At 61.3% G+C, this 25,835-nt stretch carries 20 protein-coding genes; 6 read left to right on the forward strand and 14 right to left on the reverse strand.

Going from position 1 to position 25,835, the window contains the following annotated elements; translation table 11 throughout:
* Window positions 1-299 precede the first annotated feature (299 nt).
* The 7 genes from ACVIIW_RS36465 to ACVIIW_RS36495 form a co-directional block, all read right to left on the reverse strand.
* The gene (locus ACVIIW_RS36465; RefSeq protein WP_456705446.1) at window positions 300-1,301 is read right to left on the reverse strand and encodes a 4-hydroxyproline epimerase; all 1,002 of its coding nucleotides are present in this window, start codon (window positions 1,299-1,301) and stop codon (window positions 300-302) included.
* A 149-nt stretch (window positions 1,302-1,450) separates the two neighbouring features.
* Complete coding sequence (locus ACVIIW_RS36470) at window positions 1,451-2,476, reverse strand: aldo/keto reductase (protein WP_456705447.1); 1,026 nt, start codon at window positions 2,474-2,476, stop codon at window positions 1,451-1,453.
* Between the two features lie 171 nt (window positions 2,477-2,647).
* Window positions 2,648-3,601, reverse strand: a complete 954-nt coding sequence (locus ACVIIW_RS36475; protein ID WP_456705448.1) for an ABC transporter permease — start codon at window positions 3,599-3,601, stop codon at window positions 2,648-2,650.
* Window positions 3,598-4,527: an ABC transporter permease gene (locus ACVIIW_RS36480; protein WP_456705449.1), complete on the reverse strand. Its 930-nt coding sequence runs from the start codon at window positions 4,525-4,527 to the stop codon at window positions 3,598-3,600. Before ACVIIW_RS36480 ends, ACVIIW_RS36475 begins: the two co-directional genes overlap by 4 nt.
* Complete coding sequence (locus ACVIIW_RS36485) at window positions 4,524-5,969, reverse strand: sugar ABC transporter ATP-binding protein (protein ID WP_456705450.1); 1,446 nt, start codon at window positions 5,967-5,969, stop codon at window positions 4,524-4,526. The genes ACVIIW_RS36480 and ACVIIW_RS36485 overlap by 4 nt, the downstream gene beginning before the upstream one ends.
* Before the next feature lie 10 nt (window positions 5,970-5,979).
* Entirely contained in the window at window positions 5,980-6,993 is a 1,014-nt protein-coding gene (locus ACVIIW_RS36490) for a substrate-binding domain-containing protein (protein WP_456705451.1), read from the reverse strand.
* A 171-nt stretch (window positions 6,994-7,164) separates the two neighbouring features.
* Window positions 7,165-8,058: a sugar phosphate isomerase/epimerase family protein gene (locus ACVIIW_RS36495; protein ID WP_456705452.1), complete on the reverse strand. Its 894-nt coding sequence runs from the start codon at window positions 8,056-8,058 to the stop codon at window positions 7,165-7,167.
* On the opposite strand from ACVIIW_RS36495, the gene ACVIIW_RS36500 reads away from it, so the two are divergent.
* Window positions 8,048-8,272, forward strand: a complete 225-nt coding sequence (locus tag ACVIIW_RS36500) for a hypothetical protein (protein ID WP_456705453.1) — start codon at window positions 8,048-8,050, stop codon at window positions 8,270-8,272. The two genes, ACVIIW_RS36495 and ACVIIW_RS36500, sit on opposite strands and share 11 nt — an antisense overlap.
* A 20-nt stretch (window positions 8,273-8,292) precedes the next feature.
* Here ACVIIW_RS36500 and ACVIIW_RS36505 read toward each other — a convergent pair whose 3' ends face one another.
* The gene (locus ACVIIW_RS36505) at window positions 8,293-9,396 is read right to left on the reverse strand and encodes a S1C family serine protease (RefSeq protein WP_456705454.1); all 1,104 of its coding nucleotides are present in this window, start codon (window positions 9,394-9,396) and stop codon (window positions 8,293-8,295) included.
* A gap of 2,858 nt (window positions 9,397-12,254) precedes the next feature.
* Here ACVIIW_RS36505 and ACVIIW_RS36510 point away from each other — a divergent pair.
* A complete protein-coding gene (locus tag ACVIIW_RS36510; protein WP_456705455.1) occupies window positions 12,255-12,986 on the forward strand; it encodes a hypothetical protein in 732 nt (243 codons plus the stop codon).
* Between the two features lie 214 nt (window positions 12,987-13,200).
* Here the strand turns inward: ACVIIW_RS36510 and ACVIIW_RS36515 are convergent, their stop codons facing one another.
* The 4 genes from ACVIIW_RS36515 to ACVIIW_RS36530 all read right to left on the reverse strand — a co-directional run bounded on the left by ACVIIW_RS36515 (window position 13,201) and on the right by ACVIIW_RS36530 (window position 15,448).
* Window positions 13,201-13,506, reverse strand: a complete 306-nt coding sequence (locus ACVIIW_RS36515) for a hypothetical protein (RefSeq protein ID WP_456705456.1) — start codon at window positions 13,504-13,506, stop codon at window positions 13,201-13,203.
* Between the two features lie 499 nt (window positions 13,507-14,005).
* A complete protein-coding gene (locus tag ACVIIW_RS36520; protein WP_456705457.1) occupies window positions 14,006-14,497 on the reverse strand; it encodes a pyridoxamine 5'-phosphate oxidase family protein in 492 nt (163 codons plus the stop codon).
* Between the two features lie 285 nt (window positions 14,498-14,782).
* Window positions 14,783-14,944: a hypothetical protein gene (locus ACVIIW_RS36525; protein ID WP_456705458.1), complete on the reverse strand. Its 162-nt coding sequence runs from the start codon at window positions 14,942-14,944 to the stop codon at window positions 14,783-14,785.
* Between the two features lie 273 nt (window positions 14,945-15,217).
* Entirely contained in the window at window positions 15,218-15,448 is a 231-nt protein-coding gene (locus tag ACVIIW_RS36530; RefSeq protein WP_456705546.1) for a hypothetical protein, read from the reverse strand.
* 202 nt (window positions 15,449-15,650) lie between these two features.
* On the opposite strand from ACVIIW_RS36530, the gene ACVIIW_RS36535 reads away from it, so the two are divergent.
* Window positions 15,651-16,331: a protein-L-isoaspartate(D-aspartate) O-methyltransferase gene (locus ACVIIW_RS36535; RefSeq protein WP_456705459.1), complete on the forward strand. Its 681-nt coding sequence runs from the start codon at window positions 15,651-15,653 to the stop codon at window positions 16,329-16,331.
* 32 nt (window positions 16,332-16,363) lie between these two features.
* Here ACVIIW_RS36535 and ACVIIW_RS36540 read toward each other — a convergent pair whose 3' ends face one another.
* Window positions 16,364-16,768, reverse strand: a complete 405-nt coding sequence (locus tag ACVIIW_RS36540; protein WP_456705460.1) for a hypothetical protein — start codon at window positions 16,766-16,768, stop codon at window positions 16,364-16,366.
* Window positions 16,769-17,307: 539 nt separating this feature from the next.
* Window positions 17,308-19,338, reverse strand: coding sequence for a transcriptional regulator (locus ACVIIW_RS36545; RefSeq protein ID WP_456705461.1), 2,031 nt, complete (start codon window positions 19,336-19,338; stop codon window positions 17,308-17,310).
* Window positions 19,339-19,454: 116 nt separating this feature from the next.
* Here ACVIIW_RS36545 and ACVIIW_RS36550 point away from each other — a divergent pair, with 116 nt between their 5' ends.
* The 3 genes from ACVIIW_RS36550 to ACVIIW_RS36560 are packed head-to-tail and all read left to right on the forward strand — an operon-like array spanning window position 19,455 to window position 25,473.
* Window positions 19,455-20,549 (forward strand): PLP-dependent cysteine synthase family protein, encoded by a 1,095-nt coding sequence (locus ACVIIW_RS36550; protein WP_456705462.1) that lies wholly within the window; start codon window positions 19,455-19,457, stop codon window positions 20,547-20,549.
* A gap of 10 nt (window positions 20,550-20,559) precedes the next feature.
* On the forward strand, window positions 20,560-22,035 hold the full coding sequence (locus tag ACVIIW_RS36555) for a pyridoxal phosphate-dependent decarboxylase family protein (protein WP_456705463.1): 1,476 nt from the start codon (window positions 20,560-20,562) through the stop codon (window positions 22,033-22,035).
* A 45-nt stretch (window positions 22,036-22,080) separates the two neighbouring features.
* Window positions 22,081-25,473, forward strand: coding sequence for an AAA family ATPase (locus ACVIIW_RS36560; protein ID WP_456705464.1), 3,393 nt, complete (start codon window positions 22,081-22,083; stop codon window positions 25,471-25,473).
* Window positions 25,474-25,835: the final 362 nt, after the last annotated feature.

Raw genomic sequence — 25,835 nt, forward strand, 5'->3', positions numbered from 1 at the left:
AGAGCAAGTTCATCTTGCGCGTTCTATGTAGGTTGACAGCGCATAATCCCGGACGCTGAGCTTGAGGGGCTATCGCAAGGGCGCCAGGCCGCGCGAAGGGAGCAATCTCAATGATCGATTGTATCAACACCCCTGTTGGTCAACATGCGCTCGATCTTCCAGCGTCGGCGGCTATCGAACGCGGGCCTCAAGATATGATTTCGGCGCGGCGTCACTCTGCTCGTTGATTTCAGTTTTGAGAGGTCCGACGACTTTCTGACGAGTTCGTGAGGATGGGAGCCGGATCCGAGCTCAGACGTTCACCTGACGACGAAGCCGTAAGCGTAGGGATCGCGATCGTCGATGAAGATCGTATTGAAGCCGGTCATGCGAGCCCAGCCGGAAACCGAGGGCACGATCGCGTCTCGGTGCCCCACCCTGGCAGCGGCCTCGACCCGTCCCCTGAACAGCGAGCCGATGATCGATTCATGTACGAATTGATCGCCGACCTGTAGCCGGCCTTTGGCGGCGAGCTGCGCCATGCGCGCTGAGGTGCCGGTGCCGCATGGTGAGCGGTCGATCGCCTTCTCGCCATAGAAGACGGCGTTGCGCCCATGCGCCTCCAGTTTCGTCGGCCTCCCCGTCCACTGAATATGGCTGAGACCGTTGATCTCGGGATGCTCGGGATGGACGAACTCATACTTCTCGTTCAGCGCTGCACGCAGACGCGACGACCACCCCACCAGCTCAGCGGCGGTATGGTCGGCCATGTCGCGAAAAGATTTTTGCGGTTCGACGATGGCGTAGAAATTACCGCCATAGGCGACGTCGACGACGATTTCACCAAGACCATTGACCTGGGCCGTCAGACCCTCCGCGTAAAGAAAACCTGGAACGTTGGTGAGGCGCACCTCCTCCACAAAACGGCCTTCCTGTCGGTAGGTGATATCGACCTTGCCGGCCGGTACGTCGATCGACAGCTTTTCTGGTTCGCGTGGCGTGATCAGGCCATTCTCGATGCCCATCGTGATGGTTCCGATGATGCCGTGGCCGCACATCGGCAGACAGCCGGATGTTTCGATGAACAGCACTGCCACATCGCAATCGGGACGTGTCGGTGGATAGAGGATGGAGCCCGACATCATGTCGTGGCCGCGCGGCTCGAACATCAGGCCGGTGCGGATCCAATCATAGTCACGCTGGAAGTGGGCACGCTTTTCAAGCATGGTCGCGCCCTCCAGATGCGGCCCCCCGCCGCAAACGAGACGCACTGGATTGCCGCAGGTATGCCCATCGATGCAGGAAAATGTGTGGGTGGCCATGGTCAGAGTCTCCGAAGCGAGCCTAGCGGACGCTGAAGGGAAGAGGGTCCGCCATTCCGGTGCCGACGATCAGCACGTTAGCCGCCAGCGACAGTTCTTCAAGCGACGACGAACCCACCATGTGCCTCAGCGAGTCGATATCGCCCGCTCTACCCCGGAACAGGCGCTTCTGTGTCCAGCAGGCGCGCGGCCTTTAGATCGCTCCAGAGTGCGGCTGGCACGGAGGCGGTCAGCGCTGCTACGTTGCGCTCGACCTCCTGCGCATCATGCGCCCCGAGCACTACGCTCGCGACAGCCGGATGACCAAGCGCGAAATGTAGAGCGGCCGTCGGCAGCGGTACTCCATGAGCTGCGCAGATACGCTGGATTTCGACGACCTTCAAAAGGACGTGCGGTGGCGCATCCTGATAGTTGTACTTGGCGCCCTTGATGGCGCCCGTCGCCAGAATCCCCGAATTGAACACTCCGCCGAGCAGAACCGCAATGCCCTGCTTCAGCGCCAGCGGCATGAACTCCTCGAGTGCCGGCTGCTCCAGCAGCGAATAGCGTCCGGCAAGCAGCATCACGTCGAAGGACCCGGCTTGCGCAAAGCGCACGCACATTTCGGCTTCATTGACCCCGATCCCGATGCCCGCGACCACGCGTTCGGAACGAAGCTTGTCGAGCGCTACATAGGCCCCGGACATCGCCTCGCGAAAGCGGTCTTCGATCGCGTTCTGTCCGTGGGTCCACACATCGACATCATGGATCAGCAACAGGTCGATACGGTCCGTGCCAAGGCGCAAGAGCGATTGCTCGACCGAGCGCATGGTGCCGTCGTACGAATAATCAACGACGGCCCGGTGCGGCTGTCCGCCTACAAATCCAGACCGAGTCTCCGGCTGGTGAAAGGGATCCATCCAGCGACCGGTCTTGGTGCAAAGCACCACATTGTTGCGTGGCACACGTCGGAGCGCCGTTCCACAGCGATGTTCCGACAGGCCATTGCCGTAGTGAGGCGATGTATCGAGCAAATTGATGCCGAGCTCGAACGCGCGGCTTGCGGCAGCAATCGCAGTCTGGTCGTCGAGCTCAAGAAAGAGGTCGCCCAGTGGCGCGGTTCCGAATCCGAGGATGGAAGCCTCAAGTCCGGTCCGGCCAAGGGTGCGACGCGGTAAAGCCGATTGCGAAGCCATGATTGATCCGCCCTTCTCCGCGGTCTCAATGACGCGCTGGTCTCGTAAGTGGTCATGCGCAGCCTATGTATTTGCCGCGACGTGTCAACGCGAAGGAAGAGCCTCCCCTGCGCAAAGCACCTCCCGTAACCAAGCGCACGAGCTTTAACCTCGGCGCCCGGGAAGATGAGTTCACGCTCGCCTCGGATTCTCGCTGCCCGCGACCGCAATCACGGCTATGATAATCAACCCGGTCATGACCAAGCGCACGCCGGGGCTCGCGCCGAAGATGTTGAGCATCGTGACCAGAAGATACATGAACAGCGCGGCGCCCCAGATGCCGGGAACATTGCCGCGGCCGCCCGCGACCGACGTTCCGCCGATCACGACAACGGCGATCGACGCCAGCAGGAAATCGTCTCCCATGTTCAGCGCAGCGCCGCCTGAAAACCCCGATTGCAAGATGCCGCAGAGACCGGCGAGCATTGCACTGAGCACGTAGGTCGCAAAGCGCGTGCGACGGACGTTGAGACCAGCGAGCCATGCGGCCCGCTCGTTCTGCCCGATCGCAGCAACCGTCCGGCCATAGATCGTGTGTTTGAGTGTCAAGCCGATGATCACCGCCAGAGCGGCTACCGCAATCGCCGCGAACGGGACGCCGAAGGCCCGGGCCGTCGCGAAGTCCGCCAGAGGTGCCGGCGGCTTGATGCGAAGGCCTCGTCCGGTGGAGATCGCCGTCGATAGCACGAGAAAGCTCGAGGAGAGCGTAGCGATGATCGGTGGAATGCGAAGCAGCCGGATCAGGCCGTAATTTCCCACTCCGACCAAGAAGCTGGCGCCCATCGCGGCTGCGGTCCCGACCAGGATGAGCGCGCTCTCGGAGTCCATCAATTTCATCGCGATAACGCCCGACAGGGTCATCGTCGCCGGAATGGACAAATCGACGTTTCCAGGTCCCGTGGTGATCACCATCATCTGGCCGAGCCCGACGATGACCGTGAACGTCGCGAAGGCGAGCGCCGAGGAGAGAATTTCGCCACCGCCGCGTCCTCCGGCGAATACGACAGCCAAGAGCCAGACCAGACCGGCCGCAAGGAAGGAGCCAACCCAAGGTTGACCGACGAGCCGGCTTAGAAGGCCTTTCATGAGCTTTTCTCCCGGCTGCCCGCGAGTGCTCGCAGCGCCAGCACGATGATAAGAACCGCGCCTTGCGCTCCAATCTGCCAGTCGGGTGAGATCCGCAGGAAGATCAGGAAGGCGCCCGCCAGCGCCAGCGTGAGGGCGCCGGCCACGGCACCAATGGGATTGATCCGGCCTCCAATGAACTCGCCACCGCCGAGAATGACGCCGGCAATCGAATACAGCGTATATCGGTCGGCGACATGGGCATCTGCCGAAGTCGTGAGGCCGAGTAGCGCCAATCCGGCCAGCAACCCAAACAAGCCGGCGAGCATGTACATGACGACTTTGGTGCCTAGCATCGACCAGCCGGCTCGGGCGAGCGCCTTTGGATTGCCCCCGGCGCCGCGCGCGACCACGCCAAAGCTTGTAGTCATGAGCGCAAGGTGAACGACGAGTCCAATCGCAACTGCCGCAAGGATCGGAAATGGGACATATGGCGTCTGCACCGTCATTATCGTCTTCAATACGGCGGGTGCCTTACCGCCCGGCGAGGGCAGCATCGTGACAGCAATTCCAAGCCAAACGAAGGAGAGCCCCAACGTCACCACAATCGAAGGCAGATTCCGCGCATGGATCAGCGCACCGACTACGCCGTACGCCAGCACGCAGGCCATGAGCGCCGAGGCACCCCAAACGGGGTTGGAATTGAGCACCGTCGCGGCAATAACGCCGACCAGGCCCACGAACGGACCGATGGAGAGGTCCAGATCGTTCACGGTGATGATGAACATCTGCGCTATCGTTGCGAGAGCAATCGGAACGGCATATTGCAGCATAAGGTTCAGGCCGAAATAGCTCATAGTCCGCGGCTGCACGTAGAAGGTGGCCGCGAGCACGATTGCAAGCGTTAGGAACGGCAAGGCCGCGCGGAGCAAACGTGGGTTTTTCATGTCCCGCTCTCCGCAAAGGAGGCTCGCAGGACGCGTTGCTCGGAGAAATCGGCAGCCTCGATGGAATCGGAGATCTTTCCATTCCAGAAGACGTAGACCTTGTCACAATGCGTAAGCTCATCGAGCTCTGTCGTGTACCACAGGAAGCTGCGGCCCGAGGCGGCCTCGGCGCGGATCATGGCGTAGACTTCCAGCTTGGTGCCGATATCGACGCCGCGCATGGGGTCATCCATCAGGATGATCCTGGCGTCCGAGGCGAGCGCCCGGGCGAAAAGGACCTTCTGTTGATTCCCTCCGGACAGGGTCAGAATATTCCTGCCCATGTCGGAGGTCCGAATGCCGATGCGCTCGCGCCAGGCGTGCGCCAGCTTCGCCTCGGCAGCCACGTTGATGAAGCCGCGCTGAATGAGAGAACGCAGCGAAGCGACCGTGACGTTCTCGGCGATGGACCAAAGGTTGAACACGCCTTCACTCTGTCGGTCGCCGGCAACGAAGGCCACGGGCCGGTCGATATCGGCCTGGCCCGCGAAAATCTGCAACAGCAGCCTGGTCTGGCCATGCCCGGCAAGGCCGGCAAGCCCTACGATCTCGCCCTCGCGGACGACGAGCTCGCCGCCACCATCACGCTGCGGGCTTGCACGCACCACCACGGCAGAATCAGCTTTAGGGGATTGCCGCCGATCTCCGCTCGCCTCGACCTCCTTGAGGTCCGAGCCCATTGCGGCCATCAGCGATGAGCGATCGAAGGCAGGGGCCGGACGCGCCGCAACTTGCTTGCCGTCCTTCATCACGACGATGCGGTCGGAGGTCGCAAGCACCTCACCGAGGATGTGCGAGATCAGAATAATTGCGGTACCGCGCGCCGTTTCCTTCCGGATGTAAGACAGCAATTGGCCGGCGGCGACCGCATCAAGCGAGGAGGTCGGCTCGTCCAGGATCACCAGTCGTAGCGGCGCCCTCGTGACCGTGAAAGCGCGCGCGATCTCGACCATCTGGCGCTGGCCGATCGGCAGATGCGCGATCTCGTCGTCGGGAGCGATGCGGTGTCCGGGAAAAATCTCGTCGAGCTTCGCACAAATCAGCGCGCGTGCGCGCCCTTTCCAGCCAAAGCCCCGCAGCGATGCGTGCGTGATGCGGGCATTCTCTGCGACTGAAAGATTGGGGCAGAGCGACAACTCCTGGAATACGCAGCGAATGCCCGCCGCTTGCGAGGCGGCGGCCGACCATTGCGCTTTTGGCTCCGCGCCCCCTACGGTCAATCTGCCGGCGTCAGGCAGCAGCGCGCCGGCCAACACATGCATCAGGGTGGATTTACCAGCGCCGTTGTGGCCGACCAGTCCCAGGCATTCGCCGACGGCGACCACGAGATCGACGCCCGCCAGCGCACGAACGGCGCCGAACGATTTTTCGACGCCGTCCAGTCTAATGGCTTCAGTGCTCAAGGATCAGATCTTACTTGCTCGCTCCGGCGACGACCTTCGCGGCGTCATCGGCTGTGTACTCGACATTGGCGACACCGCCCTTCTCCGTCGTGGCCAGCGACTTCTCAAGGTCTGCTTGGTCGATCTGAAGGAAAGGTACCGTCAAGTCCTTCGGCACTTGCTTGCCGTCGAGGATCATCTGCGCGACCCAGAACGCGAGAGTCGAGACCCCCGGCGCAATCGAAACGGACATCGTCTCGTATCCGTTCTTGTCCTTTTGTTCTTTCCACCATTGCAGTTCGTCCTGGCGATTGCCCATGACGATGAGTGGGGTCGGTCGTCCGGCCGCCGCAAACGCTTGCGCCGCCCCATAACCGTCGCCGCCTTGCGTGACGACCGCCTTGATCTCAGGAAGTGAAGGCAGAATGCCCGCGACCTCCTTCTGCGCCACTTCCTGCGCCCAGTTGCCATGCACCGATCCGACGATCTTGTACTGCGGATTGGCTTTGACACCGTCCTCGATGCCGGAGTGAATGGCATCATCCACGAACACGCCGGCAAGACCGCGAATTTCGAGCAGGTTGCCGCCCGCCGGCATCTTCTTGGTCAGGTAATCGACCTCGACGCGCCCCATCTTCTTGAAATCGACCGCGACACGCCAAGCGCATGGCTCGGTTACAATGCCATCAAACGACACCACCGTGATCCCTGCGTCACAGGCCTGCTTGATGACGCCGTTCAGCGCGTCGGGAGAGGCGGCATTCACGACGATCGCGTTGTAGCCCTGTAGAATGAGGTTCTGGATCTGGGCTGCCTGCTCGGTGACCTGGTTCTCCGAAGTCGTGTAAGCGTCGGCGGCTGCCACGATGCCGGAGGCAACGGCGGGCTTCGTCACCTTGTCCCAGCTCTTCAACATCGCCTGACGCCACGAATTGCCGGCGTAGTTGTTCGAGAGCGCGATCTTCTTGTCCTTGGTGTCGGCCACCGCGGCGCTGGCGGCGGCCAGCAGACCCACAGAAACAATGCCAAAAAGTGTCTTCCTCATGCGCTGCTCCCATATTGTATCCGGCCACTCGTTCTTTATGCCGAGTGGGGCACACGCTAACATAATTTATCGAGCTGACAATCTCGACCCGCTATATCCGGCTGAGGTGAACACCTCACGGGCGAGCGTCGTTCCAGCGGCATCGCGAACTGCAGGCAGCTACCGCTGCCTTCACGGCCTTTGCGCCGCGCGAACGAGCTCTGCCTTCCGCCGTGCCGTCTCCAAACCGAGCGCAATGAACCGACGAGCATGACGCGCCAGCTCCATGTTGTCGGTCCACAGATTGCGCCAGATGGCGGCTTTCCTGGACAAATTTTCGTCGACGATCTCGGAGGAGAACGATTCGAAACTGAGATCGTCCTTGTAGCCGATCGCCGTGAGCGCGTCGAAAACTGCTGCGAAATCGATGTTGCCGGTGCCGAGGAAGCCACGATGGCTCTCGCCGATATGGACGTAGCCGATCTTGTTCGCGGCACGGCGGATGGCGAGCCCGATATCGGCCTCCTCCAGGTTCATATGGAAGGTATCGAGATGAAGGAAGATGTTGTCAGAGCCGCTGTCCTCAATAAAGGCTAGCCCTTGTGCGCTGGTGTTGAGCAGATTGCTTTCGAAGCGATTCACGATTTCCAGATTGAGTGTGACACCGGCCGCCTTGGCTCTTTCCGCGGCCTCGGCAAGCGTCGCCGCGCTGCGATTCCACTGATCACGGGTGGACGCCGTGGTCTGCAGTCCATGAGCGGATGAGAGGATGCCGCCGAGCTTCCGGCCACCGAGATCTCGCGTCAGCGCTATGGTTCTGTTCAGGATTTCAACGCCGCGTGCGGCGATCGCGCTGTCGGCGCTGGAAATATCGCCTTCAGCCGGCAGACCGATGCTGATCACCACGCCGAGGTCCAGGTCAGCAATGCGCCCGGCGAGCCTGTCGATATCGACATTGGCGGGATCGAGATAGGAGAACTCGATGAGGTCAAAGCCGGCCTCCTTGGTGTTGGCCAACGTCCGTTCGAGGTCGGTTTGCGCCGAACTGGCCGACCAGACGAAAGAGTGGATTCCAATGCGCGACATGATCATCTCCGGCTGCCTGGAAATTGAGTGCAGCCGCAGCGAAGCGACCGCAGCGACGTTTAGAGCAGCTCTAGCGGGCTGCCGTCCAGTCGTTGCAGTCCTTCAGGTTCTCGGCAGTGATCAGTTTCGGGTCGAGCAGCACGACCGGCTCGGCCGGCTTTTGCCCGCGAGCACGTCGGCAGCCATCCGCAGCGCCGGCGGCGATAAGCGCTAATCCGGGAGCTGGACATTCCGTTATCGCTGGGCCAGCCGTGAGATGTCCGCGACGGTCACCTTGACCGTGCGGGTTTGTCCAGCACGGTCGATGGTCAGCTCCAACTCCTTGCCGATCCCCACATCATCAAGAATCGAGGTCAATTCCTCCATGCTGTGGACCGGCTTCCCGTTGGCGTCGGTTATGATGTCCCTGATTACCCCCTCCTCGCTCACACCTTCAATTCCCGCCTGCGCGGCGGGAGAACCGGGCAGAGTGCGCAAAATGATCACTCCGTCGATCCCGAGGCTTGTGGCCTCATCTTGCTTGGCAGCGACGATACCGATACCCGCCAACGGCACGTGACCATTGCGGATCAACTCGGCCGCGACGCGGTTGACGATATCTACCGGAATGGCGAATCCAATTCCGGCAGAAGCTCCGGAACCAGAAAGAATGGCGCTGTTCACCCCGATCAGCCGTCCGGCGCTGTCGAGCAACGGGCCACCGGAATTCCCCGGATTGATCGGCGCGTCAGTCTGAATCATCCCTTTGACCTCGCGCGCAGTGACCGATGGCAGCTTTCGGCCAAGCGCACTCACGATGCCGGAGGTCAAAGTCTGGTCGAGACCGTAAGGGTTGCCGATTGCGAACGTGCTTTGCCCGACCTGCAGGTCAGCCGAACGGCCAACAGCAATGGGACGCAACGCCGATCTTGGCCGCTCCAACTGAAGAACGGCGAGGTCGTAATTTGGAGCGGCACCCACAACATGCGCGCCGACAAACTCGCCCGACGTCAGCCGAACTCCGATCTGGCCCGTGCCACTGATGACGTGATTGTTGGTAATCACGTGTCCGGCGACGTCCCATATGATGCCGGAGCCAGATTGCACGACGCTGTCCTGATCGTCGGAAAACATCGTTGTGCTCGGCTTTCCGCGGGCGAATACGTGCACCACGGATGGAGATACTTCCCTGAAGAGGCGAATCGTCGCCTGCTCGTTTCTAGCGAGGTCGGCCCGAGGCGTGACAGTGCGAGGAGCGGAGGCAGAAAACCATAGCGCTGACAGGTAGGGCTGTAACACCCAGAGGGTGGCCAATACCAGCACCCAGGCGATGACCACGCGCAGGAAACGAATAGGCACCCGTATGCCTCCTTGCCGGCACCTCAATCACACGAGCGCCCAATCGTTCCGAGTGGTCGTTCAGACGCCCGGGGCCGAAGCTGCACGCCCAAGGCCTCTCCCCCCAATACTGCACCCGCTGTGCCATGCTGGAGCGCAAGCAACACACCCCCCCTCAGCCTCGGTGGATATATGCGCTACTTCCGCCTTCCGGAGCGTCTTGGAAGCTGGCGAGCCACACTATGTGGGCCGATCGTCGAGGCCAAGGAATTACCGTCCCTCGTTTTCGCCCGCACTCGCGACGATCGGCGTGCCCTCCGATAGGAACACTTCTTTTCTCCCCGATTTCTGCCTCTAGGAGAACTGCACATGACTTATCCCAACGACAACAGACCCGCGAACCAGTATCGACGGAACAACCGAGGAGGCTGGGTGGTTTTGGCCATCTGTGTGGTCCTCATCATTGCTGCTGGCGTCTACTACTCAGGCCGGCACAATACGACCGCGTCCAACCAATCCACTTCGCCGACAACGACAACTACCGGATCGAACACAGGAAATCCAGCAGCGCCCAAGAAATAGCGAACCTGAGCAAGCAGGTCGGTAAGCCGGTCGAGTCACCAAAAAAGCTACGCCCTGCGTCATCCGAACTGGCTGAAGAGCTGGAGTTGGCCGATGATGCTGCCGGTGTCGGCGCGAGAGGCAGAAGTGCGTTAACGGTTCCGTCCGCATCACATCAAGCTGCGGCCTCGGCTTTGCCTCGCGGTCCGTACGTCTGGGTGCGCCAAAACACTTGATCTCCATGAGGCCGCCCACTCCAACGATCGTTCGCGAGAACCGGCGTCCGATGGGGACATCGTGCGGGAGTATGGCAGCTTCGACGATCCCGAATGGTAGGGTGGATATGAATGGGAGCCCCAGGCCACTGATCACATCGAGAATGGCTTTCGCAAGAAGGTCGCCCCTGCCCCTACCCGGCCTGAGTTGGTGAAACACGGCCTGGAGCCATGCTTCCTTTTCGGCCCAAGCGGTCACGACTATCGCGTCGAGATTAGCCCAGTCGCTGTCGCAACTATCCAGCGATTACCCCAACGCACGATAGAGTCGATTCGTCCGATGCCAGGGACCACGTCGCCCTGTGCCGCCATTCGAATCCCATCGGGCCCTTCGAGTACGGCCGTTCCGCCGCGAACCTCGAGGACTGCCCAACCCGCAATGGTCGCTGGTCTTGTTTCGGGGACCGACAGGAGCGGCCCCGCAGGCGCGAGCGAGCCAGTCACAGACACGTCCGCGTCGAGAGACGGAGAAGCCAGGCTTGAAGCTTCCGCCGATTGCGTTCCACTCGACGGTTTAGCCAGGGGTTTCTGAACAATGCCAGCGATGACTGTGGAGGGCTGACCTAAAGCAGGCGGCGTCCGCGAGGCTGATATTGCGGCCGATGCAAACTTTCGGGCGCTTTCAGCCTTACTGACTGACTTTACGTCCGGCATGCGGCGCGAACCCGTTTCCATCTGGGCAATTGGCTTGAGAGCTGAGATAGCTGCAGGACCATACCAAGCAGCAGCCCAACCCAGTCCAAAGCCCCCCGCCAAGGCTGCCAGGACGAGCCAACTAGTGGGTATCGAATGACTGCTTGGCGCCAAAAGCGCGAGGACCTCATCTCGAGTAGAGGTCGAGAAATCAAGGTGATCGAGAGTGACGGGCCGCGTCGCGACCTCGCCCCTGCCGTGATCCGCGACGGTCACGATCCTTTCCAAGGTATTCGCATGGTGCAATTGCATGCTCGGGTCCCTTGCGGTCCCCAATGATCATGCCGGAAACTAAACCAACCCTTAACAGACGGTGCACTCGGCACGTGCAAGAGAGCAGTCGCTCGCGAAGGGCTGCCAGGGGATAAGACCGGCCCGCGTGCTGGGCAGCGACCAAAGGGCAGAAGGGGACTACCACGGCTGCGAGATCGCAGAGCGCGGGAATTGCCACCTGCAGCTTTGCCGACCAGACTTGCGGAGCGAAACCGATCCGAAAGACAAGCGAAAGCAGCGGAGTGCGACAACGGTCCAGCGTCGCCTACGAGCCGCTCCGGCGAGAAGGATTGGCACCAGGACGAGCCGTATCCCCACGGCGAGCCGTCGAATGAGAGCGCTTCGGCGGAGCCAGTTGTCGCGAGCTCGCAGAGCGTTCAGGTGATGACCGAGCTTGCCACTTCGACATGGTTGGGAAGCTCGCGGCAGATCGCGTTACCTCCACCTCATTGTCCAGTGCGCAACCGAAGCATTGGAGCAACAGTCTCACAGCCCTTTGAACAGTGCGCGATTCTTAATTTGCGTCGTGTGCGCGATTCAGGCCTGCTCTCTGGCGAAGCAGATAGTGGCATGGGGGACGCCGAGAATGATCGTACGGGTGGCTATTGTTGCGTTGTTGCTGATCCCGCTGGGGTCCGAAGCCTTCGCTTCGCGTCACTACAGGCCCGCGGGGCGCATCTCGTGCAGCGAGGTCAGATACTACGTCGCGAAATATTCGGCACAAGTGGCTGAGATGTACGCCCGTTCTCACGGCGCTACTGACGCACAGATCGATCGAGCGCGACGTTGCTTGGCCTCAAACGAGACTGCCGAAACTGAGCGACCGCGCGCTTATACCGATTGAAGTCGTAGATCGGGCTCTCCAGCGGCGTGATGTGTGGCCTCCGGCAGCAGCTCGTCGCCATGACCGTTCGACTGTCCTTTGCAACCGCGAGCTGCTGGCTCGTCCTTGCATTCGGAGCCGGATCTCGTGGCACGAGCACAATGAATCCATGGCGCCGCCAGATTTGAGCCGCATAGGTGCCCAGGTCTGCCCGAAGGGTCATGGCGGGCGGGGCGCAACACCGGGAGTTTTCGATGTCCGGTTATTTGCGATTGTACTTCGTCAGTTTCGTTCTTATTGAAGCTCTTTCGACCGCGCCTGCGTCGTCCAATCCTCTTGCGGATCTCTTCAATACTACTGAACCCGCACCCGCGGTGACCTCTCCTCCACAAGCGGAATGCGTGGGACGCCCCGGCAACTCGACCCCCGACGGCCAGCATTGGGTCTATCGAGTGGACGGGCATCGCAAATGCTGGTTCCTGACCGAGGGTATCGCGAAGGTGAAGAAGGCCGTTCGTCGGCGCGTGACCAAAGAGAGTATCGCCAGTTTGGACGAGAGCGGGACCGCGCGGCCCAGGCAGAACGGAATCCTTGATGCGCGCGCGGAGTTGCTGCGCTCAATGCCGGCCGCGCAGACTCATCCGGAAGTCAACGTTGCCGATGCTGGATCCGACGTCAGTGCGACCACCGCTCTGCCGTCGGCGACCATCATCGCCGAGCACAGCCCCCGGCCCACGCTGTCGGTGTCGAGCCAAGATCAAGTCGATGTTGAGCAACTTCTCGCGGCCGCGCCGGCCAACGACACACTGACTTCGTCCGGACCGCCGACTATGCCGATCGACGTGCTTATGCCCACCGCAGAGGCCCGTAACGAGGCGCCGAGCCGGACGGCAACTTGGCTGGGCGTACTACTGATGATGCTGGGAATGCTCTCCATCTTGAGTTCGAGCCGCTCGCTTCGGCACGCGGTCAGATTGCACTTCTGAGGCGCACTGCACCGGGGTGGGATCACCGTATGCGCCATGCAGGCGGCGAGACCTCGAGCCGAACAAATGTATAGCTAGGACGAGGTTGAGGCTTTGAGACCGCGATCGGCGTGCCGCAGTGTTTTCGACGCGCAGCGTCGAACGAAAATCCTGGCGGTGGGGCAACACCGTCAGAAACCTTCCACACGTCAGCGGCAGCCACTCGCAATCGCGGTTAGTGGTCGTCTCGGTCTAGCTCTCGCAACAGTCGATGAAGGAAGTCGCTGGCGTGGTTATATTGTGCGCCGCCGTCCAGGATCTGATGAGCGAGTGGTGACACTATGTTGCCAACAGCCTCAGGGCCAATCAGCTCGGTCCGCGATGACCACAACTCCAACAGCCCGTCGGGGATGTGTTCGCTCGATCCGAACAGCTTGAGGAGCCGGCCTTCAGCCACACCGTTATGATCATGGTGGGCCTTGGCCGCATAAAAAGCGAACAACCCTCGAAAGGCTTCACGGGAAACCGAAGGCCTTGCCATCGCAATGTCCCCCAGAAATTTTGCAAAGGTATTTCCGAAATCTGGAACTGAACTGAGCCTATTCTCTCGAAATCCTCACACGAAGACTCTATTTACAACATACCGGGAAAAAATGGCAATCCCTTAATCCATGTTAGAGGGGCTCACTGCCCGTGGACGTATCGCAACCGGCTTTGTTCATTTTCTATGAGCTTAACCGAACCTGCCGCTCAGGTCGCGGAGACACTATGGGCCCGAAGCCGGGCTCGCTCTCCACGCGGGCGTGCCTCTCGTGGCAGTATCACGACTTTATGCTCTGAGGGGCCCCTCGGCCTTGAGAGCTTTCCGCACCCGCTTTTGTGGTCGCCACGAGCCCTCTTCCGCCAGAAATGCGAAGACGATGGACAACCACCATCAGCGCCAGCACGAAGCCGCCGACGGCGTCGCGTCATATCCCGGAAGCTACCCAACAATCGGGACGAGATTTTAGGAAGTCGAATTCACTGGCCCTGCGGCCTTCTTACATCTTGACCGTCACTTTACGGTTTTCGCCGAGATTCGGCTGCTGGCCGGTCAACCTGGCCTTGGCAAGCTCAAATGCCACCACGGCGGAGCTCGCCGGCCCGTCCCACAATTCTGCGGTGACAGGCTCTACGCGCAACAAACATACGTCAGGATCGTCGGGGCCGCCGGGCCACCATACCTCGTCGGTCCTGCGCCACACCACCTTGGTCCTTTCGGCATCGCGCACAACCGAGGCGCGGCCGGTGATCGATAGATAGACGTTGCTGCTGGAATTGATGAAGACGAGACCGACGTCAGGCGCAGCTTCGATTTCATCCTCCTTGGGACTATGAATGTCCGTAACGAAGAAGATCACACCGGCATCGCGGTCGGGTCTCGCTTCTAGCGGTCGCGCGCGTAGCCCGCCGCCGAATTGCGTGGTCAGCATGCACACACCGACCGTTCCGATGATGTCCCAGACCCGGTCGATAGGATCTTTCTTGCTCATGACAGGAACCAAACTGCGTGGACCCGAACCGGCTATGTGCGGTCATTCGCGGAGGCGATAGCAACGCGCGCAGGCATCTGTGAAACCGGCATCGCCGGTATCCGTTCCCTTCCTTGCAATACCGTCACGTCGCGCGACCAGCGCTCGGCGGTATTGAACGCGACGATTTGCGCTGGATGGGCTATACGGGTCTTCCAGAAGGCGGCAAAGAAGCGACGCGGGACTGTTTTGTTCGTGAGCCTCGCAGCAGGGGCGCCCGACCGCGCCTCTGAGCGGAGGCCTTACTCAAGGTTTTCCGTCCTTCCGATCGGACGAAGCACTGGCTCGGCGTTCGTATTCTTCCGCCATTGCGGTGAGCCGCTCGATCACCTCAGGATCGGTGATGGAAGCAGCCAAGCGCCTGCACCTCTGGGCCTCGGCAAGTAATCGGGTCTTCTCGTCTTCCATTGCAGTTTCCAGCCCGCTTTCCTTAGGGCGGGGCACGGCTCCTGCGCAGGTGCCCGTGCGTCAGCCGTCCTTCGGCGCATCCTTTTTTGTATGTCGCGGGCCAACTCTCGCCGAGGGACTCGACCCGCACCTCCCGCCGCCGCCCGCCATCGGCGACCGTCAGCTCGGTCTCGGGCTTGCACAGGTCGAGCCGTCTTCGAGCTCTACGCCGTGGCTCCCGGACCGGGAGGGAATCTTCCACCGGCGCGTCCCTGACGTCCCGGTCGGCGGTAGCTACTTCTGCCCGGAGGGCGCCTGCGCATTCGAATCGTTCGGGGTCTTTTGTTTGTTGGCTTCATGATGCCCGATCGCGCATCCCGCCGCAGCGCCAAGCTTACCGTGACCGGCCATGTGGCCCGCGACACCACCGACGATGGCTCCCTTGATGCAGCCCTTTGCGTCCGCGCCGGAGGCCGAAGCCAGCGCCATTGCGGCCACGAACGCCGCCGTAAACAGCAATTTCATGTGCTTCTCCTCGCTCGTTTTCGCAAGATCAATTCGATCGGGAGGCGGTCGTTCCCGCTGCGAGCACGTTCCTGACTGCAGATTCGCAATTTGGTCATCCGGGGAAATCGGCCCCGTCAGCGAACCATCTCGCCAAGGAGCAAGTCGCTCGCCTCCGAGTTTTCCCATCTGCTGCAGCGGATCGTCCATGCCTGGAGAGGTTATGCGCGGGATCAAGGAGAGCAGACGGTCCAGGAGGTCCCGCTTCCTCCGCGATGCGATGGTCGACGTGCAAATTGCCAGCCGCGGCATTTGCAGCAGGCAGGTCCTGCTGGCGATGCGGCAGGTGCCGCGCGAAGTCTTCCTTGATCGGCGGTTCGCCGAAGCCGCGTACGAAGACAGCGCGGTACCGATCCCGAAAGGGCAGACCATTTCTCAGCCCTACATCGTCGCCAGGATGCTCGAGGCCGCCGCGATCGCCAAGTCGGACCGGATTCTGGAGATCGGCGCGGGCTCGGGTTATCTGGCGGCACTCGCCGCCAAGCTCGGGCGAGAGGTTTGCGCGATCGAGCGCCACGAGGCATTGGTGCGCCGCGCCCGATCGCGCCTTCGGCATCTCGGCTGTCTCAATGTGGATCTGCGTCATGGCGACGGGACCGCAGGATGGCCGGAAGGCGGCGAGTTCGACGTGATCCTGGTGTCGGCCGCCAGCGCACAGACGCCCGTGATCCTCAAGACTCAACTGGCTCCGTCGGGACGACTTCTCATCCCGCTCGGCGATCCTGACGGTGTGCAGTGGCTGACCAAGCTGACAAGAGAGGCGAACGGTCAATTCGTCGAGGAAAGGATCGAGGAGGTCCGCTTCGTTCCTCTTGTCTCCGGCAAGGAGCTGCGGACGTCATGACGGCCAACCTCGACCTTGCGAGACCTTCGAACTCAAGATGCGCTGGCCCGTGCCCGTTCACGAGCTTCCCGGCGCCGCTCGCAGCGTTCGCGCCGTCGTTTTGCCCGCTCGGCGGGCTGCCGCAGCACAGACACCAGGGCTGCGGCAGCCTCGGGCAAAGGCTCCTCGAATATCTGGTCGGTCCCAGAGCGAGCCTCCATGAATTCCAGCGCTGTCCGCCCCTTCGCGGTGATCTTCCAGCCGCCGCTTTCGCGCTCGACCAAGCCTTGCGAGAAGATGTCGAGATCCGGCATGCGGGCAGCGAGCCGCTGGGTGCGCTCCGCCCAATCGCGGCCGCTCGTCGCCAGAATCGCCATGTCGCGCTTGAGGTCGGCCATCACGGCGAAACCAGCCGGATAACTCACCAAAATCTTCAGCACCGTCACCTGGAAGTTCACCGCGATCCCTGCCCGGTTAGCGCCACATGGTCGGCGCGCGAGAGAGTGCGTGGTGACCGACGGAGAGCTTCGGGCGAGATTTGCCCCTTGCTAGCGGCTTCCAAGATCTTCGACGCGACGTGCGTGCGTGCCCCGATGTCGCGCTGCGAAATGCCCTCGCTGACTTCATCGAGGACCGCGCGCAAAAGCGCGGTGCGGTATCGAACATGAATTGCCCCCAGACGGGAAAACCCAAGCAGCATAGCGGCCTTTTCAGGTCTTGGGAGTCATATATGTTAAGACCGCCGCCACCACTGCGAAATCGACGTCTACTGTGAGTTGATGGATGCCCTCTATCAGGCGCGCCGGGGTGGGCTTCCTGAGAACAAGCATGCGTGGTTGCGTGGGCTGTCCAATGCGCCCTTGTAGGCAAGGAAGCCGCCTGACGATTGTGGTGGGTCCGCGCCCGCCGACGTCGCGCCAACTTGTTGTGCGGTCACTTGTTCGGTATCGCGCCACGCCATATTGAACGCCTGTCGACGCTCGGATCGCAATGGGCGTTACGCCATGCCGATTTTTCCCGCAGCCTGGCGGAAAAGGCCCGCAGTTTCGGCGGAGAACTGGAAGGCGTTCAAATACTCGTCGACATTAAACCGAGGCCGCGCAGCGCGGATTGCCCGGACAAACACACCGGCTTCCTCGATCCTGCCAGCAAGCACCTGACAGAAGGCGGCGGTCGCAAGGATAAAGATATGGGCGTTCGGCTGCATCGCCGCCTTGACCGACCAGGCCGCAGCCTCATCGAACCGGCCCAGTCGCATGTAGGCTATCCCCTTGCTTGCCAGCATGCCGAACATGAGCGGATCGAAGGGGCTTAGAACGCGTGATTGGTCAGCGGCCTCGATCGCGGCAAGCGGATCGCGCGACTGCGAATGGACGAAAGCCAGGGTGTAATGGCCGAGCGCGAAATTCGGACTAAGGTCCACCGTCTGCCGCAACTCGCCGATAGCCTCGTCATGTCGACCGATTAGCCAGAGGGCTCGGCCCATTGCCCAATGCGCGGCGGGATCGTGTTCGTCGACAATGAGGGCGCGCCCGGCAGCCTCTAAAGCGTGGCTAGTGTGTGATTTTCGATCGTCCCACTGCTGAAACGCGCTTTGCCAATGGGTAAACGAAAGACCTGCATGAGCGCGAGCGAAGGTCGGATCGAGTCCAACGGCCATCTCGAAAAAACGTCGGGCGGCGTCGTTCTCCGTTTGTGTGAAGCGGTACATATGCCAAAGGCCGCGGTGATAGGCCTGCCAGGCATCGAGCGAGTCGGGCGGCTTCAGCACCGCGCGGTTGCGCTCGACTGCTTCAATCTCGCTCGCAATCGACGCAACGATTCGATTGCCGATGTCGTCGATGACCGAAAACACAGCATCCTGCTTGCGATCGAAATCGTCGGCCCAGAGAATTCTTGCCGTAGCGGTTTCGATCAACTCTACGCTCACGCCGAGCCGGTTCGGCCGACGGCGCACCGATCCGGTGGCCACATAATCGACGTCGAGCCGACGGCCGGCATCTTCCGGCCCGACTCGTCGAGGGCCGAGGGCGAAGACAGATCCCTCGGCGATGACGAAGAAACTCCGCAGCTTGGCGAGCCGCGTAATGATGTCGTGCGTGAGGCCGTCGGCCGCCTCGCCGGCGCCCTCCCGCCGGTCTGGCAACGCATGGAAGGGCATCACCGCCAGTGAGGGGCGGCACGTCGCTCTCGACTGGGCTGCGGCATCAGCGCGAGGTCCGGGAGTTGCCAATTGCACCACGGCGGCGCTGCCTGGAGCTCCTGCATGCAGCGCTTCGCATACTTTCAGCCAAGCCTTGCGGACGGGCTCAAAATCGAGAGCCTCAGCCTCGTAGAGTCGAGCCGCGACATTTAGCTGGCGCTTGCATGCATCAATCCGGCCGCGCTCGGCGAGGCGGCGCAGAAGTTCAGTCTGCGCCTTGTCGTCGAATGGGGCAATCTCGACCCATTTTTGGACCGCCGCGAATCCCTCGCTGGAATGCGCAGGCAGGCTCTCGGCCAGCCTTTGAAGAAGCGCCGCGCGAAATGCCGCGTATCGGCTTTGCTGTGAGGTAAGCCAGACGTTGAATTCGGGACAGCGTTCGATCGCAAGCCCTTCGAGCAGTTCGCCGCTGTAGTGCTCTGAGAGGGATTGCAGCTGGTCCACCGTGAGCGTCTCGACCCCCTGTTCCATGGCGGAAGCGACTTCGATCGCGTCCACTAACCAGCCGTCCAGTCGCAGCGCGACCGTATCCACGGACGTGACGACCATATTGCTGTGGGAGTCGCCGAGAAGGCTCCTCAGCTTGCTGAGGCACCAACGAAGCTCTCCTCTCGGGTCATTGGCAGCCTCGTCCCAAAGCAACTCGCACAGCCGGCCACGTTGCGTTGGGCGTTGTGTGAGGGCGAGATAGCCGAGAAGGCCGCACGTTTTCCGTGAGGCCGGCAATACCAGCGGCGCGCCATCCCGTTCAATCGCCAGCGGCCCCAGCATCCGAAGCCGAACGCCGACGGGGTGGGCATGGCATCCCGGGGATTTCGATTCCATGGCCATTTCCACGGTCGCTCCAACGGACGCGGCTCCCAAATGCTTGTATCATTGAATTTATTCGACCGCATCTGGCATTGCACCGGATGTCTCGCCGGGCAGATGGGAGGACAACCATGCTGACCGCAGCAACCATCAGAAGCACACAGGGCCGTGGCCGCCTTTTCGACAGCGTCCTCGATACGGTCGGCGATACCCCGGTGATCAGGGTCAATAATCTCGGAGTCGAGGGCAGGACGATTTACACCAAGGCGGAATTCTTCAACCCGGCGTCGTCAGTCAAGGATCGGCTCGCGCTGAACGTGATCGAGGCAGCCGAGCGCGCCGGCATTCTAGATCCTGGCCAGACAGTGGTAGAGGCGACCAGCGGCAACACCGGTATCGGGCTCGCCATGGTTTGTGCTCAGAAGGGCTATCCGCTCGTGGTGACCATGGCCGACAGCTTTTCCGTCGAACGGCGCAAGCTCATGCGCATGTTGGGCGCCAAAGTGGTGCTGACCCCTCGGGCGCAGAAGGGCTTCGGCATGTATCAGAAGGCGGTTGAGCTGGCGGAGACCCACGGCTGGTTCCTCGCTCGGCAGTTCGAGACCAAGGCTAACGCCGATATCCACGAGAGCACGACTGCACGAGAAATCATCAATGATTTTACCGGTCAGCGGCTGGACGTCTTCGTCACCGGATACGGAACGGGCGGAACGATCACCGGCGTCGCCCGCGTGCTCAGGCGTGAGCGGCCGGAGACACGCATTATCCTCTGTGAACCCGCGAACGCCCAACTGGTCGGCAACGGCGCCGCTCAGCAACGCGCCGCCGGCGGGGCGCCTGCTGCAAGTCATCCGGCATGGGAACCGCATCCAATCCAGGGCTGGACGCCGGATTTCATCCCCGCCGTCCTCCAAGAGGCCATCGATTCGGGCTTCTGCGACGAAATCGTGCCAATCGCGGGCGCCGAAGGCATGGCTTGGACAAGGCAGCTCGCCCAGAGGGAAGGCATCTTCACAGGCATTTCCGGCGGATCAACGTTCGCGGTCGCGCGCCGCATTGCGGAACGAGCGGCGGCCGGTTCGGTCATCCTGTGCATGTTGCCGGACACTGGAGAGCGTTACCTCAGCACGCCACTGTTCGACACAATCGAGGAGGACATGAACGAGGAAGAGCTCGCTTTGTCTCGATCGACCCCGAGTTGCCAGTTCGCGGTCGCGGCCGCCTGAGACTCCAGCGATGCGACACCAATCCCAGCGAGCGGGCACATCCCTGGAAGAAACGCTCGATCCGAAGGACTGGACCGATGCGCAATCCGTGGCACACCGCGCCGTCGACGACGCGATCGCTTATCTCCGAGACGTTCGCGATCGTCCAGTCTGGCGAGACATGCCAAGCGAGGTCAGAAAGACGTTCAAGTCGCCTCTGCCGCATTCCCCCACGCCGCTCTCCGAGGTCTACCGCGAGGTCTCCGAAACGTTGATGCCCTATCCAATGGGCAACATCCATCCACGCTTCTGGGCCTGGTACATGGGGGCGAGTAACTTCACCGGAGCGCTGGCTGACTTTCTGGCTGCGGTTCAAGGGTCCAACCTGGGCGGTGGTAATCACGCCGCAGCACTTGTCGACGAGCAGGTCGTCGACTGGTGCAAGGAGATGATCGGCTTCCCGGCTTCGGCGAGCGGCACTTTGGTAAGCGGCGGATCAATGGCCAACATTATCGCCTTGATCGTCGCGCGCAATGTCAAGGCGGGCATCGACGTGCGTGAGCACGGCGTTGGAGCAACCGAGCGGCCGCTCCGATTTTATGCATCCGACCAGATCCACAGCTGCCACCGCAAGGCTATCGAAGCGATGGGGCTTGGAAACTGCGCGCTTCGACGTATCCCAACTGGCGATGATCTGCGCATCGACCTCGGCGCACTCGCTATCGCAATCGAGCGAGACCGCGCCGCCGGCTTTCAGCCAGCCTGCGTGATCGGGACCGCAGGGACCGTCAACACCGGCGCGATCGATGATCTTGAAGCGCTCGCCGACCTCGCGGCACAGGAGAACCTGTGGTTCCACGTCGACGGCTGCATCGGCGCTCTTATCGCCATAGCGCCGGACAATGCCCATCGTGTTCGCGGCTTGGAGCGCGCCGATTCCGTCGCACTCGATCCCCACAAGTGGCTGCATGCGCCGTTCGAGGTCGGGTGCGTAGTGGTCCGCGACGCCGCCGCCCATGTGTCGAGCTTCTCGATGGACCAGGAATATCTCGAAAAAACTCCGCGTGGAATTGCATCCGCACGGTGGCTCCACGAGTATGGCTTGCAGACGAGCCGCGGGTTTCGCGCGCTCAAAGTCTGGATGGCTCTAAAGGAGCATGGTGCCGAGAAATTCGGGCGGCTCATCGATCAGAATATCGCCCAAGCTCATTACCTCGACGGTTTGATCGCCTCGGAGCCGTGCCTCGAGATTGTCGCACGAACCTCCATCAATATCGTTTGCTTCCGCTATCGTGCGCCGGCCCTCGGCGAAAAGGCCTTAAAGGGTCTAAACCTCGAAATCATGATGCGGCTGCAAGAGGACGGCATTGCGGCCATCTCGGACACGACCGTCCGTGGAAAGCACTCTTTGAGAGTTGCGATCAACAACCATCGCACACGGCGTTCTGATCTCGATCTTCTGGTGCGGGAGATCGTCCGCCTCGCGGGACATCGAACTTTGCTATGAGAGCGGAGGAGCAATAGGTCAGCGTCTGCATAGCATTGCGAGGGCATGACCATGGATATTGGCGATTGGCTGCGAAGCATCGGGCTCGGACAATACGAAGTTGCCTTTCGCGATAATGAAATCGATGACAGTATTCTTCGAAGCCTGACGGCTGACGATCTGAAGGACATCGGAGTAACTTCTGTCGGGCACCGCCGCAAGATTCTGACTGCGATCACGGAGCTGTCAGGGGCGGTCACGGATTCCCCGCCAGAGGCGAAAGCCGAGGGCCGGCCTCTCATCCCAGATGCGGTCGAGGCCACGGCAGAGCGCCGCCAGTTGACGGTCTTGTTCTGCGACCTGGCCGGATCGACCGCCATGTCAACTCGCCTCGATCCCGAAGACATGCGTGAAATCATTCGGGATTACCAGGACGTCTGCTCAGGCGTGATCGCGCGGTACGACGGCTTCGTCGCGAAATTTATGGGCGATGGTGTACTCGCATATTTTGGCTTTCCTCGCGCCCACGAGGATGACGCCGAACGAGCTGTGCGGGCCGGGATCGATCTTGCCGATGCAGTCGCCAGGCTTCAGACGTGCGGTGGAGAAGCATTGAAGACGCGCATCGGCGTCGCGACGGGAATCGTCGTGGTTGGAGACCTCGTCGGTCAAGGATCTGCACAGGAGCAGGCCGTCATTGGCGACACCCCCAATCTGGCGGCGCGCCTGCAGATCTGCGCCGGGGTCGGCGGCATCCTGATCGCCGACCAAACGCGTCGTTTGCTCGGCGACGCCTTCGAGCTGAAGCCGATCGAGCTGAACGATGTCAAAGGGTTCGATGCGCCCGTCCGCGCCTGGGCGGTGTTGCGCGAAGCCGAGACAGAGACCCGGTTCGAAGCGTCCCGATCCAGCCCCATGACGCCGTTCATCGGACGTGAGCCCGAAGTCGCGCTGCTCATCGAGCGATGGCGGGACGCGTGTTCGGGCGAAGGCAAGGTCACCTTGCTTTCGGGGGAGGCGGGGATCGGCAAGTCACGCATCTTGGCCACGCTGCTCGAACGCATCGCCGAGGAACCACATCTAGCGATCCGCTATCAATGTTCTCCCCACCACATCAACGATGCATTCTACCCGATTGTCAGCCAGATCTGGCGGACCGCCGAACTTGCGAGCGCAGAGTCTTCCGAGGTGCGACTTGAGAAGCTGGAGACAATGGCCCGCCGTTCGCGGCTCGAGCCGAAGGAGGTCGTTCCGCTTGTGGCGTCGCTATGTTCGGTTCCGCTCGAAGGCCGCTATGTCGAGCTTGAGATGACGCCTCCTGAACAGAAAGAGCGTTTGATCAGTGTATTGCTCGCGCTTCTTGAAGGTCTGACCAGAGAGGCACCGATGCTCGTGCTGCTCGAAGACGCGCATTGGATCGACCCGTCGTCGCTCGAAGTGTTCAATCGTCTGGTCGACAGGACGCCCGGCCTGCGAGCGCTGCTGATCATCACATTTCGCCCGGAATTCGTCGCCCCGTGGCTTGGTCAAGCCCATGTCCATTCGCTGGCATTGAGCCGCTTAGGACGGCGACACGCCCTTGCCCTAATAGATCGCCTCACCGGCGGCAAGGCGCTGCCGGCGGAAGTTCTGGAGCAGATCGTTGCGAAGACGGATGGCGTCCCGCTTTTTGTCGAGGAACTGACAAAGACCGTGCTCGAGTCCGGACTTCTTCGCGAAGCCAACGGCGCCTATGTGCTGACCTCCGTGCTTACGCCGCTCGCGATTCCATCGACCCTTCAGGACTCGTTGATGGCACGGCTCGATCGTTTGGCTCCGATCAAGGAAATTGCACAAATCGGCGCGACGATCGGCCGTGAGTTCTCCTTTGATCTTCTAGAAGTAGCGTCGCCGGTTCAAGGCGTTGCGCTTCAGGATGCGCTTGGCCAGCTAGTGGCTGCAGGGCTTATCTTTCGGCACGGAGCGCCGTCCGAAGTGACCTATGCGTTCAAGCACGCACTTGTCCAGGAAACGGCCTATGGCTCTCTCCTCAAGAATCGCCGGCAGCAGATGCATCAACGGATCGCTGAAAGCCTTCGCGACCGCTTTCCGGAGCGAGCCGAACGCGAGCCGGGCCTCGTGGCGCATCACTTTACCCGGGCGGGATTGCCGAAGATAGCAATCGAATGGTGGAGTCGCGCCGGAAATCGGGCGATGCGGCGCTTTGCCAACCAGGAGGCCGCCCTGAGCTACGTAAACGGCCTGAACCTGATGGCGGAGCTGCCGCCTGGTGAGGAACGCAATCGGCAAGAACTGGGGTTCCGGCTCTCGTTGGGCCCGGCGCTGCTCGCAGCGCGCGGCTACGCGTCGGACGAGGTCGACCGAAATTACCAGGAGGCCAGCCGGCTCGCCGAGTCCTTGTCAGACAGGGAGGCTGAATTTACGAGCGAGCGCGGGCAGTGGCACTACCTGTACGACCGGGGCCAACTCGATCGCGCCTTGGCGATTGCCGAGCGCTTGTGTGCCATTGGGAAGGAGGATCCGAGCGCAGAGAAAAGCAGCCTGGCGTTTCGGGCTTTGGGCTCGACCCTTATGAGCAAAGGCGAATTTGTACGCGCGATCGAAGCGTTCGAGCAAGTCATGAGCCACGGCCGCCAGGCGCCAATTGGGTCGTGCTTTGCGCATCACGGCGAGGAGCCGCACGTCGTCGCGTTGCAGTACAAGGGGCTGTCACTCGCGGTTCGAGGTTATGCCGACACGGGCCTTGCCTCGGCACAGTCGGCGCTGTCGTTGGCCAAGACCTTGAATTTTCCCCTCATGGTAGCTTTCGCTTCGGGCGTGGTCGGCATGGTCTTTATACTCCGTCGTGACTACCGGTCCTGTGTCACCCTCATGCGGGAGCAGATCGACTATTGCTCCGAGCACGGTTTGGTTTTTTGGTCCGCCGCGCACGAGATTCTTCACGGCGCTTCACGGGCCTGTCTCGACGGCAACCCGGAGGGCGTTACGCAGCTAGAGGAAGGTATCCAAAGCTGGAAGAAGACTGGCGCCGCGCTTCATATCCCGACGTGGTTGTCCTATCTCGGCGAGGCGGCGCTCTGTGTTGGCAATGTCGAGAGCGCTGAGGAAGCCGTGCGCAAGGGGATCGACATGTCCGAGAAGCATGGCGATGCCTTCGCTCTTGCGGATCTGAGAAGGCTCGCCGGCCGCGTGCTTCTGCGGCAGGGGCGTCAGGATGAGGCGCGTCATTCGTTCGAGGCGGCCGTGGAGATCGCGCACCGGCAAGACGCGGGATTATATCTGCTGCGGGCCAGCCGTGACCTGGCCCGGCTTGTTGCTGATGGCGACAGCTTAGCCGGTGCTCAAGAGATCCTGTCGCCGATCCTCGCGAGGGTCCCTGAACATCGGGCCGGCTCGGATTTCCAGGAAGCTTCCGAGCTGCTCTCCACGTTGTCGATCAAGCCAGCCAAGGCCTCTTGAGAAACCAAGTGTGGTTCGCTGCTTGGTTTGAATCGGCGCGGCTTTGACCCCGCGTATTACTGCACCTGCAAACGTTACCCTGACGGTGCCATTGCCTATGACGACCGCAAAGACAAGAAATGGTTGGGGCAGGACATCGCTGGTGGCCGAAATCCAACCCTCCTTGAGTCCTTGAGGGACAAGTTATGAATGTAAGGGTCTTTGCTAGGAATGGTCGCTATATCAGTTGTAGTCGCGACATTGGTTCTCACTTGCACCAAGGATGCGAACACCTTTGGTTTCGTTGGCCTCCTTATTGCAACCCGGCCATCGTTGTGATCACGGTTTACCGTTATGCTGAAAGAATGCGATCGTATTCGGTG

The sequence above is a fragment of the Bradyrhizobium sp. USDA 4449 genome (genome assembly GCF_054056275.1).

Excerpts from the sequence above, each read along its gene's own strand:
- ACVIIW_RS36510 (WP_456705455.1), top strand. The coding sequence starts at position 12,255 with ATGTCCGGTTATTTGCGATTGTACTTCGTCAGTTTCGTTCTTATTGAA.
- ACVIIW_RS36530 (WP_456705546.1), bottom strand. The coding sequence starts at position 15,448 with ATGAAATTGCTGTTTACGGCGGCGTTCGTGGCCGCAATGGCGCTGGCT.
- ACVIIW_RS36465 (WP_456705446.1), bottom strand. The coding sequence starts at position 1,301 with ATGGCCACCCACACATTTTCCTGCATCGATGGGCATACCTGCGGCAAT.
- ACVIIW_RS36470 (WP_456705447.1), bottom strand. The coding sequence starts at position 2,476 with ATGGCTTCGCAATCGGCTTTACCGCGTCGCACCCTTGGCCGGACCGGA.
- ACVIIW_RS36560 (WP_456705464.1), top strand. The coding sequence starts at position 22,081 with ATGACCATGGATATTGGCGATTGGCTGCGAAGCATCGGGCTCGGACAA.
- ACVIIW_RS36490 (WP_456705451.1), bottom strand. The coding sequence starts at position 6,993 with ATGAGGAAGACACTTTTTGGCATTGTTTCTGTGGGTCTGCTGGCCGCC.
- ACVIIW_RS36500 (WP_456705453.1), top strand. The coding sequence starts at position 8,048 with ATGCGCGACATGATCATCTCCGGCTGCCTGGAAATTGAGTGCAGCCGC.
- ACVIIW_RS36525 (WP_456705458.1), bottom strand. The coding sequence starts at position 14,944 with ATGGAAGACGAGAAGACCCGATTACTTGCCGAGGCCCAGAGGTGCAGG.
- ACVIIW_RS36555 (WP_456705463.1), top strand. The coding sequence starts at position 20,560 with ATGCGACACCAATCCCAGCGAGCGGGCACATCCCTGGAAGAAACGCTC.
- ACVIIW_RS36545 (WP_456705461.1), bottom strand. The coding sequence starts at position 19,338 with ATGGAATCGAAATCCCCGGGATGCCATGCCCACCCCGTCGGCGTTCGG.
- ACVIIW_RS36480 (WP_456705449.1), bottom strand. The coding sequence starts at position 4,527 with ATGAAAAACCCACGTTTGCTCCGCGCGGCCTTGCCGTTCCTAACGCTT.
- ACVIIW_RS36475 (WP_456705448.1), bottom strand. The coding sequence starts at position 3,601 with ATGAAAGGCCTTCTAAGCCGGCTCGTCGGTCAACCTTGGGTTGGCTCC.
- ACVIIW_RS36550 (WP_456705462.1), top strand. The coding sequence starts at position 19,455 with ATGCTGACCGCAGCAACCATCAGAAGCACACAGGGCCGTGGCCGCCTT.
- ACVIIW_RS36495 (WP_456705452.1), bottom strand. The coding sequence starts at position 8,058 with ATGTCGCGCATTGGAATCCACTCTTTCGTCTGGTCGGCCAGTTCGGCG.
- ACVIIW_RS36515 (WP_456705456.1), bottom strand. The coding sequence starts at position 13,506 with ATGGCAAGGCCTTCGGTTTCCCGTGAAGCCTTTCGAGGGTTGTTCGCT.
- ACVIIW_RS36535 (WP_456705459.1), top strand. The coding sequence starts at position 15,651 with ATGCGCGGGATCAAGGAGAGCAGACGGTCCAGGAGGTCCCGCTTCCTC.
- ACVIIW_RS36520 (WP_456705457.1), bottom strand. The coding sequence starts at position 14,497 with ATGAGCAAGAAAGATCCTATCGACCGGGTCTGGGACATCATCGGAACG.